Here is a 14,404-nt window from a genome sequence, read left to right on the forward strand (position 1 = left end):
AAACTAAGGACATGGTGATTCTTTGAAAGACTCAGAAATGTTCCTTTTATGTTCTCACTTGGGGGCCGGTACGGTCAACCGGTTTGATGGACGAGCGGATTGCGACATGGGGACAAGCCTGTGCACACGACGCATACCTGCGGGCTTCGCAAATCCTAAGCCGCCCCGGACTGTTGGTTTGGAAGCGGCAATAAAGGAATGCGTATGGGAACAAACTGGATGCGGCGAACGATGCAGTTCAAGTTCGAGGTTCGATGACGATGACTCTGGGAAATTCCTGCGCAGCGTTCAACGACGAGGAGGTCGCGGAACTTCGCGCCATTGCGAAAAACTATCGCGAGGCGAGTGGGCCGGTGGTGAAGCTGTCGAACATGCTGGGCAACAAGATCGAAAGCGCGCTCAGCAAAGTGCCGGAAGGCTGGCAGGCCGCCGTCGCGCAGGCGACCGACATTGCCCTGCGCACGTCCTAGGCCGCTGCCAGCGGAACGCAGGCCGAGCCGGAATCGCGTAGCTACCTCAACACCGTGCTTGCCAAATGCGCGGGAGACCGCTGGCATCAAGTCGCATCGTCGGTCAGCGGCGCCATCGGCGGCGTCGGCGGCCTGACGACGCTGGCGCTGGATCTTGGCATGACGACCACGCTCATACTGCGCTCGATCCAGGAGATCGCGATCGGCTATGGCGAGGACATCGGTAACGAGGCCGTCCGTCTGCAATGCATCGGTGTGTTCGGCTTCGGCGGCCCGCTGAGCGAGGACGACGACGTCGACACCGGCCTGTTCGGCGCAAGGCTGGCGCTGCGCGGCAAGACGCTTGAAGCGATGCTGCGTGTCGTCGTCCCGCGTCTGCTGCCAACCGTTACCGCCGAAGCCGTAGCCAAGTCGATGCCGCTGGTGAGCGCGGCGGTCGGCGCGGTGCTGAATCCAGCCTTCACTTCGTATTACCAGACGATGGCCCACGTCCACTTCCGCCTGCGCAAGCTGGAGCGCGATCACGATCCTGAAGCCGTTCTCGCCTGTTTCGCGCGCGTCCTGACCGGCATTCGCCAACAACCACACAAACCGAAGGACGAATCCAGGTGAAAGCGCCGGCCTCCCGACACGCTATATCCTCTGTCCTGGAATTTTCCCGGATGTAAGCTGCGAGACAATCTTTGCCTTACGTCCCAGGGCAGGAAAATCATCGCGCGTTTGAGATTCGGGACAATCCTATGGCGGTCGACCCGCTGGGCCGGGCAGCGCAAAAGCTGGTATGGTCCCCGCGTCATCGCCGCTGTCTCCGCCCTGCTCATCGGCGCGAGCGCGAAATGCTGGCCCCCATGGCGCAGGGTTACACCAACAAGGAGATGGGACCGATGCTCGGCATCTCCGACCGCACGGTGGACGACCACCGCGCCGCGATCATCACCAAGACCCGCACCAACGGCACCGCGCAACTGATCGCCCTGTCCCGCGGCGAATCAACCTGAAGACGCCCGATCCGGGGTTTGCCCAGATGGCCCACTGGCTTGCGACACGCCATTTGAAGGCAGACGTTTCCCGAGGGAGACACCAGGCTTCCGAAGCCGCCCGCCGCTTTCACTCACCCGGTGCGAAGGCTGAGCTGAGGCGGCCCGGGAAGAGCCTGCTTGCCCCGGCTTTGTCACATGGAATTTCCAGATCGCGTAAACCTTCTGGAAAACCGTAATTTCCCCGGATCGACGCGGCGGCACTTAACAGCACACAACGGCATCCAGGAGCGCCACAGCGACGTCACAGCTGCCGCGACCGGAACTGTCACACTGTGCCCCGATACCGATCCCGCAACTGCCAAGGAGCCTCCATGCCGCACGACATTCCGCCGACCGACGGCCGCAACTCCACGCCGATAGACCACGCGATCGCCGGAGCGGTCTATCCCGTCCTCGTCGCCGTCGCCGGGGCACAGGCAGCGCGGACGATCACTTTCGAGAACCTGGTCCTCGACGCCCGCCAGCTGCTGACTGGGCAGGAACACCCGATCCACGCCCAAATCGCGACGAGCATGGGCCGCCGCCTCGAAGTGCTGCGCGGTCATACGCAGGCGTACCGGTATCCCGACCTGACAACCCTCGTCGTCAATAAGAAGGGCGAAAACCCGCTGCCCGACGTGTTCGTGCGGCAGGCTCACGCGCGCGCGTTTGACTGGTCGTCGGTGGACCCACGGTTCCTCGCCGGGCTGGGGATCGACGCCGACACCGGTGAGCACCTCCAGCGCCGCAGCGAGGAGGAGGCGAAGAACGTGATGGCTGCCCATTGGCGCGATCACGGCAAGTCTTACAGCCCGGACATGACCCGGCACCGCTCGGCGATCATCAGGGCGCTCATGCTGGGCAATGACCCCGCCGACGTCTTCGCCGCGATCGACCGGTGGCTGCGCGGACAGGACGGGCCGGTTTCGGCGCAGGTAATCGGAATGCGGCCGGCCAAAGCATCCTCGACCGCTTCTGTCGTAGCCCCGGCGCACAGGCCCCGCTAGACGACACCCCTAAACCCCAGCGGACACCGGACCTCATGCGCTTCATCCACACCGCCGACTGGCAGCTCGGCAAACCCTTCGGCCGCTTCGATGCGGAGACGCGCGCGGCGCTGACCGAGGCGCGGTTCGATGCCATCGACACGCTGGGCAAGGCGGCGGCGCAGCATGGCGCAGGCCATGTCCTCGTCGCCGGGGACGTGTTCGACACCGAGGGGCCGGACGAGCGCACCGTGGTTCAGGCCGTCTCCCGCATGGGAGCCCACGCCTGCCGCTGGTGGCTGCTCCCCGGCAACCACGATTTCGCCCGTAACGGCGGCTTGTGGGACCGCGTGAGGAAGCGCGCCGGCGCGAATGTGACGGTCCTGTCCGAACCCGCGCCGCATGAGATCGAGGACGGCGTGTGGCTGCTGCCCGCGCCGCTGCTCCACCGCCACACGCTCGACGATCCGACCGAGGCGTTCGCCCGCATGGAAACGCCCGGCGCGCGGCTGCGGATCGGGCTGGCGCATGGCTCGATCCGGGGCTTCGGCTCGCAGGGGGACACCAAGAACCTCATCGCGCCCGACCGCGCGCGGCTGTCCAATCTCGACTATCTGGCGCTGGGCGACTGGCACGGCACGCTGCAGGTCGATCCGCGCACCTGGTATTCCGGCACGCCCGAGACCGACCGCTTCCAGCCCGGCCGCGACGATCCCGGACAAGCGCTGCTGGTCGATCTGGAACTCGGAAAGGTGAGCGTCACGCCGCTGCCCACCGGCCGCTTCCGCTGGCTGTCGCGCGACTGGCCGGTGGCCGACGCGATCGGCTTCGCGGCGCTGGCCGAAGACCTCCTCGCCGCCTGCGAGCCTGCCGCCACGCTGCTGCGCCTGACGCTTTCCGGCATCGTCCCGCTGACCGACCGCGTGGCGATGCTCTCGCGCATCGAGGACGACCTGACGCACCGGTTGCGCCATCTCGACGTGCGCGACGCCGACGTGGTGGCCCGGCCCACCGAGGAAGACCTCGCCGCGCTCTCCAGCGAAGGCATGATCGGCCGCGCCGGCGCCCTGCTTCGCGCGAAGATCGAGGCCGACGGCCCCGACGCGCCGCGCGCCCGCCGCGCACTGGAACGCCTCTTCGTCGAAACGCTCCGCGATCAGGGAGACGCCGCATGAGCCTGCTGATCCGCCGCATCGTGCTGGAAAACTTCCGCAAGTTCCGCGCACCTCACGAGATCGCCGGGCTGACGCCGGGCCTCAACATCGTCATCGAGCCGAACGAGACGGGCAAGTCCACCCTGCTCGAAGCGGTGCGCGCGGCGCTGTTCCTCAAGCACGGCTCGACGACGAAGCTGATCCGCTCGTTCCAGCCCATCGGCGACAATGTTGGGCCGCAGGTGGCGCTCGATTTCGAGGTCGGCGGTTCGGCGTGGTCGCTGACCAAGAAGTTCGTCAAGGCCCCCTCAGTGGAGCTGTCAGGCCCCGCCGGACGCCAGCAGGGCGAAGCTGCCGAACAAGCGCTGCAAGACCTGCTCGGCTTCGAGGCGGGGCTCCAGAAAGACCACTTTGCGAAAAATCTGCACGGCGCGCTCGGCATGTTGTGGGTGGCACAGACGGATGGGCTTTCGGTGGAGGCCCCCGGCTCGTCCCTGCGCGATCTGATCGGCGCGACGCTGGAGGGCGAGGCGGGCGCGCTGGTCGGCGGCCCCGCGTTCGAGCGCATCCGCGCGCGCATCGACACCCAGTATTCGGCCTATTTCACCGGCCGGGCGGGCGCACCGACGCAGCGCCTGCTCGCCGCGCAGAAGCGCGTAAGCGCGGCGGTGGAAACGCTGGCCGAAGCCCAGCGGCGCGAGGAATTGCTCGAAGCCGCCTTCGCCGATCTCGATGCCGCGCGCCGCCAGCTGGCGACCCTGCGCCGCGAACTGGACGACGACCCCGACGCCGCCGAGCGCGCCGATGTCCTCGCCCGGCTCGAAACCGCACGCGGCGCGGCGCAGCAGCTCGCCACCCGCAAGGCCGAAGGCGCCGCGGCGGCATCCCGGCTCGGCGGGTTGGAGGACTTGTCCACCCGCCACGTCGCCGCGCTCGAACGGCAGGCTTCGGCGCAGGCGCGGCAGGCGGCGGCGCGCGAACAACTCGCAGGGCTGACCGAGGGTCTCGCCACCGCGCACACCCGCGCCGAGACGGCACGCGGCGCTCTCGATACGGCGCTAACCGCGCGCGACGCAGCGCGTACGGCGCTGACAGAGGCCCGCGCACAGGACATCGCGATACGCCGCCGCGCGCAGATCGCCGCCGCGCATGAACGCCTTGCGCAAGTCACCGCGCTCGAGGCCGAACGCGGCCCGCTCGATACGGCGGTGAAGCAGGCCGTGCCCGCGCGCGTGCTCGAAGACCTCGCTGCCGCCGAGCGCGAGGTGGTGCGCTATGCCGCGCTGCTCGAAGCGGACGGCACCCGCGTCGAACTGATCGGGGCGAAAGGGATCACCAAGGACGGCGCGCCGCTCGAACCGGGCGAATGGACGCTGACGCGCGAAACCCGCATCGGGTTGCCCGGCGGCGGTGAACTGGTGCTGCGCCCCTCGCAGGCTCTGGCCGGGGCACAGGCGGCGCTCGACGGCGCGCAAGGCCGCCGTGCCGCGCTGCTGGCGCAGTGGCAGGTCGCCACGCTGGCCGAGGCTCAAGGCCGCGCCGAAGCCGCGCGCGAGGCGACCCGCGCACTGGAAACGCTGGCCGCGCGCGTGCTCGCCGCCGCGCCGGCCGACCGCGATCTCGGCCTTGCCGCCGGAGCGGCACCCCTGCACGCCTTCGTCGCCGCACACCCGCTGGAGGCCGGAGAGGCTGAGGCCCCTGCCCGCCCCATCGCGGAACTGGAGGCCGATCAGGACCGCGCCGACACCGCCTTCACCCGCGCCGAAGCGCAGGCCCGGCAGGCCGAGGACGACGCGCGCGAGGCCGAGAAGGCGCGCGTTCCCCTCGCCATCGAGGAGGCCGCCGCCGCCAGCGACATCGCCCGCGTGGCCGACGAACTGGCGCTGCTCGCCGCGCATGCCGACTTCCCAGACCTTGCCGCGACGCTGATCGCCGCGCGCGAAGCCGCCGCTGCCACCTCGGTCGCGCTGCAGCAGGCCGAGGCGAACGCGCGCGCCTTCGACGAAACCGCCCTCTCCCGCCGCCTCGACACGTTCGCCGCGCGCCGCCGCACGGCACAGGAGCGCCAGAGCGAGCTGAAGGCGCAGATTGCGGGCCTTGAGGCCAAGGTGGAAAGCGACGGCGGCAAGGGCCTCGCCGAACACGCCGCCGCCGCGCGCGAGGAGGACGAAGCCGCCCGCGCCGCGCTCATCCGCATCGAGGAGGAGGCTGAAACGCTCAAACTCCTGCGCGCGACCATGGCCGAGGCGCAGGCGGAAACCGCGCGCTCGATCACCGGCCCGGTGGCGAGCCGCGCCGCGCGCCATGTCGGCCGCATCCTGCCGGGCGCCGAGCCGGCCTTCGGCGACGACCTCGGCCTTTCCACTATCCGCCGCGCCGGGGTGGACGAGGCCTGCGAGCAGTTGTCGAGGGGCACGCAGGAACAGCTGGCGATCCTGACCCGCCTCGCCTTCGCCGACATGCTGCTGGAGGAAGGCCGCCCCGTCTCGCTGATCCTCGACGACCCGCTGGTCTATTCCGACGACGTGCGCCTGGATGCGATGACCGACCTGATCGTCGAGGCATCGGAGCGGATGCAGGTGATCCTGCTGACCTGCCGCGAACGCGCGTTCCGGCATGTGGCGGGGACGCGGATTAAAATTTAGCAAGACGGCAACTCCGCAGTTTTTGCGGATACCGGTTCGCAAGGAACCGGGCCTATTGCCGCGCCTCCGTACAAATAGGGGGTACAACCATGTTTCGCAGAGCGATCCTGATTTCGGTCGTCAGCCTGTCCCTGACAGGCTGCGATGCCATCTCGAACCTGATTTCCGGCCCGCAGGGCTGCCTCGATCCCGCAGGCCAGACGACCGCGATCGATGCGGTCCGCGAAGCGGTTGAGAAATACGTCCTCAAGGCTGCCGAGAACATGGAGGGCGGATCGCAGCCCACCGGCTCGAAGATCCGCGCGACGCTGGACCAGCTCAAGTTCGTCTTCGAGGATGTGCGCACCACCAAGGAAGACCCGGACAGCAGCAAGAAGTTCTGCACCGGCCATCTCAAGGTGAGCTTCCCCGAGCAGATCCTCAAGGATGCCGACGCGGTATTCTCGCTGATTGGCGAGGAGACGCTGGGCAAGCGCGCCGACAAGGAAGGCATCCGCAAGGACGCCAATGCCATCGTCTTCGACGCCGACTTCAACGTCCAGCCCACCGATGACGGCAAGAAGGTCTATGCCGAAGTGGAGAATCCCGACATGATCACGCACATGATCGGCGATATCGTCGGCGGACACCTGCTGCGCAAGCCGGTCGAACAGGCCAACCGCAGCCGCATCGATCAGGAAGCCGCCGAGCAGCAGCAGGCAGAGCAGGCGCAGACCGACCAGCGCGAGGCGGTCTATGAGGAAGCGAAGGCCACCAACGATCTCGCCATGCAGGGCATCAACGCCTCGTGGAACGCGCTGCCCTCAGAAGTGCGCCAGCGCGTGCTGCCAATGCAGCGCGCCTGGATCAAGCGCAAGGACGCCGAGTGCAAGATCGAGGCGGCCAACACTTCGACCGATCCCACCGAGCGCGAAGCCGCCCGCCTGCAGTGCCAGGCCCGCTTCAACAACCAGCGCGCAAGCGAGATCAACGATCTCGTCAGCCGGACAGCCTACCAGCAGTCCGAAGAGACGTACTGAGAACGAGTGACGGCGCCGGTTTCGGCGCCGTCACGATCCCTCACCGCACCAGCACCATTTCGGAGCGCAGTCGGCTGATGCGCCAACGCGACGTAATACCAAGGTGCATTGATCAGAACCCATGGGCCCATTGACGCAGTCCGAGGGACATGATGCGCCAGGGCTGTTCGACGAGCTTGTTCCAGGCGAAGCAGCAGTGGTCGACGATGTCATCGTAGGATTGGAAGATGCGGTTCGACAGCCAGTTGTCGCGCATGAACTGCCAGACGTTCTCGACGGGGTTGAGCTCCGGGCACCTGGGCGGCAGCGGCATCAAGGTGATGTTGGGCGGCACGACCAACTCGACCGATCCATGCCATCCGGCCTGATCGAGCAGCAGAACGGCATGTGCGCCTGGCGCGACGTGGAAGGCGATCTCCTCGAGGTGCATGCTCATCGTCTCGCTGTTGCAGCGGGGCATGACGATGCCGGCGGCTTTACCTTCGGCGGGACAGATCGCGCCGAACAGCCATGCCGAGGAGCGCCGCTGATCCTTGGGTGCCGAGGGCCGCGTGCCGCGCTTCGCCCAGCGCCGGGTGAGCTTGGTTTGCTGACCGATGCGAGCCTCGTCCTGCCACCACAGCTCTATCGGCGTTCCTCGCGGGAGGCGCCGCCTGATCTGCGCCAGGCGGGCAGCGAAGCTTTTTAAAAATCGGCAATGTCGTCGCCCTTCTGCCCCCGATGGCGGGGCCGCGCCGAGAGCTTGCGGTAGCCCATCGCGCGAAGCTCACGCCCGAGGGTATGGCGCGTGACCGAGAGCGCGAACTCGTCCCAGATCCACTGGGTCAGATCGGCAAGCCGCCAGCGCACCACGCCATGCGCCGCGGGGATTGGCCCTGCCTCGACTATCGCCGCAAGCCGCGCGCGCTGCTCGTCATTGAGGATCGCGGCCCGGCCCGGCGCCTTGCGCGTCGTCAGACCATCGGGGCCGCCTTCGTTGAACCGCAGGACCCAGTCGCGCACGATTTGCAGCGTGACGCCGGCAACCTTCGCCGCTTCGCTCCGGCTCCCGCCGTCCAGGATCAGAGCCACCGCCAACAGCCGCCGGACCTGATCCGCATCATCGCTTCGTCGCGCAAACTGCCGCAAATCCGCCGATGTGTAGTCAGACCGAACCCCAATCGCTGCCGCCATCGCAAGCCTCCACGTGCCTGCTACGTCGAATCAGATTTTCACGAGCTTGGGAATCCCCCGCGTGAGTCAGCCTCAACGCACCTTGGTATAAGTCCCCAAGCACCCAGGCTTCGTCTATGAAGCGGTAAACATGGACCGGGCAACCACGCAGGCCCTGGCATGGTGGCTATCTTCTACATGACCTCCTAGTCTTGCAGCTCATAGGTTTCTACGCGGTCCCATTTTATCATCATTAATCGGCCACCGGACCTACATGTCACAAATTCATCCGGCAGGACCATAAGGTCCTGAACTGTCTCTCTTATCAAAAAGCCTGACCTTAGCTCTTCATCCGTCGCGCCATAGCGATCCTTAAGCCCCGCCAATTCGGCTCTTCCCATATTTCGCACATCCATCTCGGAAGGTACGGCTCCACGCGCTCTCCAATTGGCTACGGCAGGATGCTCGCAGTTTGAAATATCTGAGACAGGAACGATTACGCCGCGCGGCTTCAGGCGTTCATAAGCAGCATACGCCTCCGCGAGAATGTGGAAGCCCCTTTTCTGATTGGCTCCCGTAACGGCGGCTTCCAGAAAGCCTAGCGCAGCCGCACCGGCCAGCGCGACCCCAGGTGAACCCCAAATGCCAATTCCAGTCGAAAAACTACCGACTAGTGGCTGAGCTTCGGCCAATAGCCTTTGCCACTTCGCTATCGCCGCGGCACTGTGAAATAGCACGCCGTCAACTGCTATAGTCTTACCACCCACCATCACTTGAAGTTGCATCACACCTACTTTTCCAAGTTAAAAAATGCACCGGCTTCGCACGATCCCAGCCATCATTATTGGTGAAACAGACGGCCACCGGCATTTAATTGACCAGAGACAGTTGATTGTAAAGATGTGGCAATCTAACGGCCGGACGGCATTTTGTTAACAGGGGAATATTCGTGAAAAAGTTAATTGCGGCGGCGGTCGCGGCCCTCGCCTTTTCCTCCGCGCCAGCTGCTCTTGCCAAAGGCGTGGCAATTGAAGCAAACGGCGCACGCGCCCATTCCGTTTGGGGCGGTGAGTTTGGCGTCGGCTACAACTTCACTCTATCCGGGTTCACTCTTCGGCCGATCGGTGGTGCCTTCGTCTACAAGGGCGACAATGATCGGTACTACGAGGATCACTTCTCGAACGGTCAGTCGCGATGCCGTGACAGTTCCACCGGACAATTTGCGAACGATGCAAAGTGCAGCAACACTGCCGTGAAAGCCTACGGCAAGATCGAAGCGACCTACACTCTGCCGGCCAGCTTTGAGTTTGGCGGTGGCGCTCGATTCAGCAGCGAAAAGATCCGTCCCTACGGAACCGTCAGCTTCCCGATCGGTCCGAAGATCCGCGTGAAGGGAAACGCGGGCGACCGTTACTACGCCCTAGGCCTGCGGGCCGATTTCTAGCCGATCTGGGCCGTCTCGCGATTTCAGTGAGGCGGCTCAAAATGGCGATGATGATTGGTTCCGAACGAGATTGGCGATTACTATTCGCAGCCTGCCCCGTCACCATTTCGGTCTAGATGCCGTGGGTAAGCGTCGACACGCTCCACGCATGTCCAAGATATCCGCCGGCTAGGACAGCTTTGGAATTTCGATCTTGAAGCCAAGGTACTTGCCCTTCCGGGCACGTTCTCCCCAACACGGCGCAGTGGAGACCGGCAAGCCGTCAGGTAGCTGTTACAGGCGTAACCGCCCCCGGCGGCCGCGATCAGCCCAAGTGAGCCTCAACGGCGCAATACCGTGGGGGCTGCGTAACGCAGCTTCGCTGCCTGGTTACCTGCGATGGTTCCGATAATCCGACCAATCATTCGAAATCTTCATTCGCAATGCTCAGGAACGAAAAACGTCATTATTCCGCCAAATGGCTGCGGCGGAGCGCCGCTCTTGCTGTGACGCAGAGGCAGGCTCTCGACATTTTTCGACTAGCTGCCGGAGGATGGATTCTCGGCCAGGGCCGCGGCAATCATCGCGGCCAGCGTCTCCTCCGCACGAGCGCGAATGACGTCGTGCTTCGATTCCAGATCGTGGCGCACCCATTTAGGCGCACGTTCGGTTATGCTGCGTCCGCCTCTGCAGCTACCAACGGTGTGTCACCTTGCCTCGCCAGCCGAGACCTTGATCCCCTACGCTATCGCAGGCATGGTCGCGCCATGGCCAAGCCTTACGACCCCTACGCCTATATCATTCGCGTAGAAGCCCGGATTGTCGGTGTCGAGCCGGCTATTTCGCGCACCCTGGAGTTACCCAGCACCCTCAATTTCGCGCAGCTTCACGAAGTGTTGCAAGCAGCATTCGGGTGGACCGACAGTCACCTGCACCAATTCAATGTCGGGGGCCTTTCCATCGGTGCGCCGGAGGCCATCGAGGTTGGTGCTTACGGGCCGAAGGTCCTTGAGGCGACTGACATACAGCTCAAGGATCTGACCTTCCCTTGCGAGGACGCTGCATCGCTAACGATCACATACCAATATGACTTTGGCGATGACTGGCGCCACAGCCTGGTGCTCCGTCGCTGCCAGATCGAAGATGACGTCAAGTATCCTCGCTGCGTTGCAGGTGCAAGGGCCGGCCCGCCAGAAGATGTTGGAGGTTACCCCGGCTATGCCGAGTTCCTGGAAGCCTGGCTCGATGAGCGACATGAAGAGCATAAGTCAGTACGCCGCTGGGCGGGTAAGAACTTCGACCCTGAGCGCTTCGAACCCGATGCGACGAACAAGGCCATCGCCAGCGCTATGCGTGCGTCTCGCGGCGATTACCAAAGGAGGCGTTCTTGAGCCCGTGTTTGCACTGCCATCATTGACGTCAACTTTAGTCTATTTTCCAGCCGAGCCCGACAGCGCAGCGGCATCATAAGGCTGCCTGTAACGCCTGTCGGACAGTCCGCTCACCATTTTCCTTCATCGAACAGGACAGGTGAATTCTGACGCATCCGGTGCTCGGGTAAGAGGACACACGTTCGCCAAACGGGCAACGCCTATCAGTCCAGGAATGCTCGCATCGCGCGCGACCTGCTGGGGTGCTTGAGCTTGCGCAGCGCCTTGGCTTCGATCTGGCGGATGCGCTCGCGGGTCACCGAGAACTGCTGACCGACTTCCTCCAGCGTGTGATCGGTGTTCATGCCGATGCCGAAGCGCATGCGCAGCACGCGCTCCTCGCGCGGGGTCAGCGATGCCAGCGTTCGCGTGATCATTTCCTTGAGGTTCGCCTGGATTGCCGCGTCCACCGGGATGACTGCGTTCTCGTCCCTGATGAAATCGCCAAGGTGGCTGTCTTCCTCGTCGCCCACAGGCGTTTCGAGCGACACCGGTTCCTTCGCGATCTTGAGCACGCGCTTGACCTTGTCGAGCGGCATCGAGAGCTGTTCGGCCATTTCCTCGGGCGTGGGCTCGCGGCCATGCTCGTGCAGGAAGCGCCGGTTTGCCCGGACCAGCTTGTTGATCGTCTCGATCATGTGAACCGGGATGCGGATCGTGCGGGCCTGGTCCGCGATCGAACGGGTGATGGCCTGCCTGATCCACCAGGTCGCATAAGTCGAGAACTTGTAGCCGCGCCGGTACTCGAACTTGTCGACGGCCTTCATCAACCCGATATTACCCTCCTGGATCAGGTCGAGGAACTGCAGCCCCCGGTTAAGGTACTTCTTGGCGATCGAGATCACCAGGCGCAGGTTCGCCTCGACCATCTCCTTCTTGGCGATACGCGCCTCGCGCTCGCCCTTCTGGACCATGTTGACGATGCGGCGAAACTCGGGAAGCGCCATGCCGATGGTCGCCGCGATTTCCGTGACCTCGTTACGGATACGCTCGGCGGGCTCGGCTTCGGCGGCGGCGAACGCGGCCCATTTCTTGTCCCTGCCTGCCATCTCGGCCACCCAGGTGTCATCCAGTTCACGGCCGACGTAGGCTTCGAGGAAATCGGCGCGCTTCACCTTGTGCCGCTCGACCAGCCGCAGCATCTGGCCGCCCAGCGCCGTGAGACGGCGGTTGGACACGTAGAGGTTGTCGATCAGCTGTTCGATCTTGGCGGCATGGAATTTGACCGACTCCACCTCGGCGGTCAGTTCCGCGCGCAGCTGCAGATACTGTTCCTCGCGCGCATGAGGGAAGGCTATACCCAACCCCGCCGCTTCCGTGCGGTCCGCCTGAACCCGCTCGAAGCTGTGAAAAAGCTCGGCGATAAGCCCGAATTTCTCCAGTGCCTCAGGCATCAGCGCAGCTTCCATCTGGGCAAGGCTGATACTGCCCTCGTCCGCGTCCGCCTCTTCGGTTCGCACGGCCGCGACCGGATTGCCGTCCTCGTCCAGTTGACCGGCGCTTTGCTCTTCCGGCTCCGCTTCATCGCTGAACGATGGGCCTGCGGTCTTCTCGCTGATCTCGCCGCCGTCGTCAGCCTCGGCGTCCTCCCCGAATGTCTCGGGTTGCGGTTCCTTCGCAAGCATTGCGTCTAGATCGAGGATCTCGCGAAGCTGCATGTCTCCGGCATTGAGCGCCTCGGACCAGTGGATGATGGCATGGAACGTCAGCGGACTTTCGCACAAGCCCTGGATCATCATGTCGCGGCCCGCTTCGATCCGCTTGGCAATAGCGGCCTCACCCTCACGGGTGAGCATCTCCGCCGCGCCCATTTCGCGCAGGTACATGCGCACGGGATCATCCGTGCTGCCCAGGCTCTCCGCTTTTTTCGGCTTCGGCCCGCGGCTTTCGAAAACTGCCCCGTCGTCGACGCCCCCTACATCATCATCGGCTGCATCGTCGCCCACATCGTTACCGGGCGCCTGATCGTCGTCGCTCTCATCCTCACGCGATAAGGCGCCCCCGGCGGGCGTATCGTCGGAATCCGGGTCATCTTCGTTCTCGACGATCCTGATACCCATCTCCGACATCGCCGCCATGACGTCCTCGATCTGGTCTGCGGTCATCTGATCCTGCGGCAGGGCAACGTTCAGCTCGTCGACGGTGATCGTGCCGCGACGCTTGGCATAGGCTATGAACTTGGCGACAGACCCGCGGCTTGCCTCGACAACTGGCGCTTCCATTTCACTGCCGCGTTCGCTTCTGCTCATATCTTGGCCGTCAACTCGTTTTTGGAGTGCCGTTCACGAGACCGTGGAAGGCAATTATCGCGGCTCTATTGCCGGAGAAGGCCCCGCAGTTCCAGCGCGCTTTCCACGACTTCGGGAGTATACCGGCGCGGACGTCATTCCAGCTACCCGCATTGCCATTACCGAACTGCGGCCTCTCGCCTCAACGAATTGTTCGGCCGCGTCGAGAAACCCCAACGCCTCGAGCAACTCATGATCGACCCGTCGAAAGACAACGCCAAGACCGCGAACTTGCCCGCTCGGGAAAGTCGCGCGGATCGCTGCATCAAGGTCCTCTGGCGCTATCACAGAGTTCGGCGAGCGATCCCCAGATCGTCTCGATATCGCCTTTCATGCGCGCCCGGTTGCACATAAGCTTGTTCCCGATAAGTCGACGCGCATCTCTACGGTGTGAATGCCTTGAGTGCCATCGTGACGGGTGCATGACCTGTGTCGCATGCCCTGCATTGCAGAGCGTCCTCATAAATCGCCATCTGCAACGAGAATTGTCGACGTTGACCGGGCTTGGCCCACCTCCTGCGGTGATCTGCTCGGCGGCGACAATCGCGACACCGGAAGACCAGGATTTCGCCGAAGCAAGGGACAGGAGACAAGAATGAGCAGCGGATGCAATGAGACGTGGGCAATCAGGCCAGAGCGCGCGCCTTTGCTTCAAAGGCCGCAGCGCGGCGCCTGAAACGTTCCGCGAGGCTGCCCCTGGCACTGCCAGCCCTTTCGCGCTCTTCAAGCGCGCGCTGCCGAAAGTAGGCAGCGTCTATCTGGTCGAACACGATCATCTCTCCTTGCGAACGCCTTTGGCGCTTCGAGCCGAAGCCTCT

Annotated in this window: 14 protein-coding genes; 9 read left to right on the top strand and 5 right to left on the bottom strand. The window is 64.3% G+C overall.

Annotated features, from left to right (window positions below):
• Positions 1-254: 254 nt before the first annotated feature.
• From HWN72_RS27160 to HWN72_RS27190, 7 genes are all read left to right on the top strand, one after another.
• The gene (locus HWN72_RS27160) at positions 255-470 is read left to right on the top strand and encodes a hypothetical protein (protein WP_069709685.1); all 216 of its coding nucleotides are present in this window, start codon (positions 255-257) and stop codon (positions 468-470) included.
• A gap of 54 nt (positions 471-524) precedes the next feature.
• Positions 525-1,082 (top strand): EcsC family protein, encoded by a 558-nt coding sequence (locus HWN72_RS27165; protein WP_069709686.1) that lies wholly within the window; start codon positions 525-527, stop codon positions 1,080-1,082.
• A gap of 128 nt (positions 1,083-1,210) precedes the next feature.
• Positions 1,211-1,468 (top strand): LuxR C-terminal-related transcriptional regulator, encoded by a 258-nt coding sequence (locus HWN72_RS31685; RefSeq protein WP_069709687.1) that lies wholly within the window; start codon positions 1,211-1,213, stop codon positions 1,466-1,468.
• Between the two features lie 353 nt (positions 1,469-1,821).
• On the top strand, positions 1,822-2,496 hold the full coding sequence (locus tag HWN72_RS27175) for a hypothetical protein (RefSeq protein ID WP_069709688.1): 675 nt from the start codon (positions 1,822-1,824) through the stop codon (positions 2,494-2,496).
• Positions 2,497-2,531: 35 nt separating this feature from the next.
• Positions 2,532-3,650, top strand: a complete 1,119-nt coding sequence (locus tag HWN72_RS27180; protein WP_069709689.1) for a DNA repair exonuclease — start codon at positions 2,532-2,534, stop codon at positions 3,648-3,650.
• Positions 3,647-6,274 carry an AAA family ATPase gene (locus HWN72_RS27185; protein ID WP_069709690.1) on the top strand — a complete coding sequence of 876 codons (2,628 nt, stop codon included), beginning with the start codon at positions 3,647-3,649 and terminating at the stop codon, positions 6,272-6,274. The genes HWN72_RS27180 and HWN72_RS27185 overlap by 4 nt, the downstream gene beginning before the upstream one ends.
• Before the next feature lie 89 nt (positions 6,275-6,363).
• The gene (locus HWN72_RS27190) at positions 6,364-7,293 is read left to right on the top strand and encodes a lysozyme inhibitor LprI family protein (RefSeq protein WP_069709691.1); all 930 of its coding nucleotides are present in this window, start codon (positions 6,364-6,366) and stop codon (positions 7,291-7,293) included.
• A gap of 112 nt (positions 7,294-7,405) precedes the next feature.
• On the opposite strand, the gene HWN72_RS27195 is transcribed toward HWN72_RS27190, so the two are convergent.
• Positions 7,406-8,466, bottom strand: a protein-coding gene (locus HWN72_RS27195) for an IS630 family transposase (RefSeq protein ID WP_375154548.1) whose coding sequence is annotated in 2 segments (ribosomal slippage) — positions 7,406-7,995 and positions 7,995-8,466 — 1,062 coding nt in all. Because the reading frame shifts where the segments join, the coding sequence is not laid out codon by codon here.
• A 185-nt stretch (positions 8,467-8,651) separates the two neighbouring features.
• On the bottom strand, positions 8,652-9,230 hold the full coding sequence (locus tag HWN72_RS27200) for a hypothetical protein (protein WP_156799964.1): 579 nt from the start codon (positions 9,228-9,230) through the stop codon (positions 8,652-8,654).
• A 164-nt stretch (positions 9,231-9,394) separates the two neighbouring features.
• Between HWN72_RS27200 and HWN72_RS27205 the strand changes: the two genes are divergently transcribed.
• Positions 9,395-9,889 (top strand): hypothetical protein, encoded by a 495-nt coding sequence (locus HWN72_RS27205; protein WP_069709695.1) that lies wholly within the window; start codon positions 9,395-9,397, stop codon positions 9,887-9,889.
• 518 nt (positions 9,890-10,407) lie between these two features.
• On the opposite strand, the gene HWN72_RS32095 is transcribed toward HWN72_RS27205, so the two are convergent.
• On the bottom strand, positions 10,408-10,542 hold the full coding sequence (locus tag HWN72_RS32095) for a DUF6771 family protein (RefSeq protein ID WP_338043884.1): 135 nt from the start codon (positions 10,540-10,542) through the stop codon (positions 10,408-10,410).
• A 93-nt stretch (positions 10,543-10,635) separates the two neighbouring features.
• Between HWN72_RS32095 and HWN72_RS27210 the strand changes: the two genes are divergently transcribed.
• Entirely contained in the window at positions 10,636-11,259 is a 624-nt protein-coding gene (locus HWN72_RS27210) for a plasmid pRiA4b ORF-3 family protein (protein ID WP_069709696.1), read from the top strand.
• 203 nt (positions 11,260-11,462) lie between these two features.
• Here HWN72_RS27210 and rpoD read toward each other — a convergent pair whose 3' ends face one another.
• Together rpoD and HWN72_RS27220 are read right to left on the bottom strand one after the other, a co-directional pair.
• A complete protein-coding gene (gene rpoD, locus HWN72_RS27215) occupies positions 11,463-13,520 on the bottom strand; it encodes an RNA polymerase sigma factor RpoD (protein ID WP_375154549.1) in 2,058 nt (685 codons plus the stop codon).
• A gap of 692 nt (positions 13,521-14,212) precedes the next feature.
• Positions 14,213-14,362, bottom strand: a complete 150-nt coding sequence (locus HWN72_RS27220; protein ID WP_156799965.1) for a hypothetical protein — start codon at positions 14,360-14,362, stop codon at positions 14,213-14,215.
• Positions 14,363-14,404: the final 42 nt, after the last annotated feature.

This window comes from Novosphingobium sp. HR1a (genome assembly GCF_015594425.1).
Taxonomy (GTDB): Bacteria; Pseudomonadota; Alphaproteobacteria; order Sphingomonadales; family Sphingomonadaceae; genus Novosphingobium; species Novosphingobium resinovorum_A.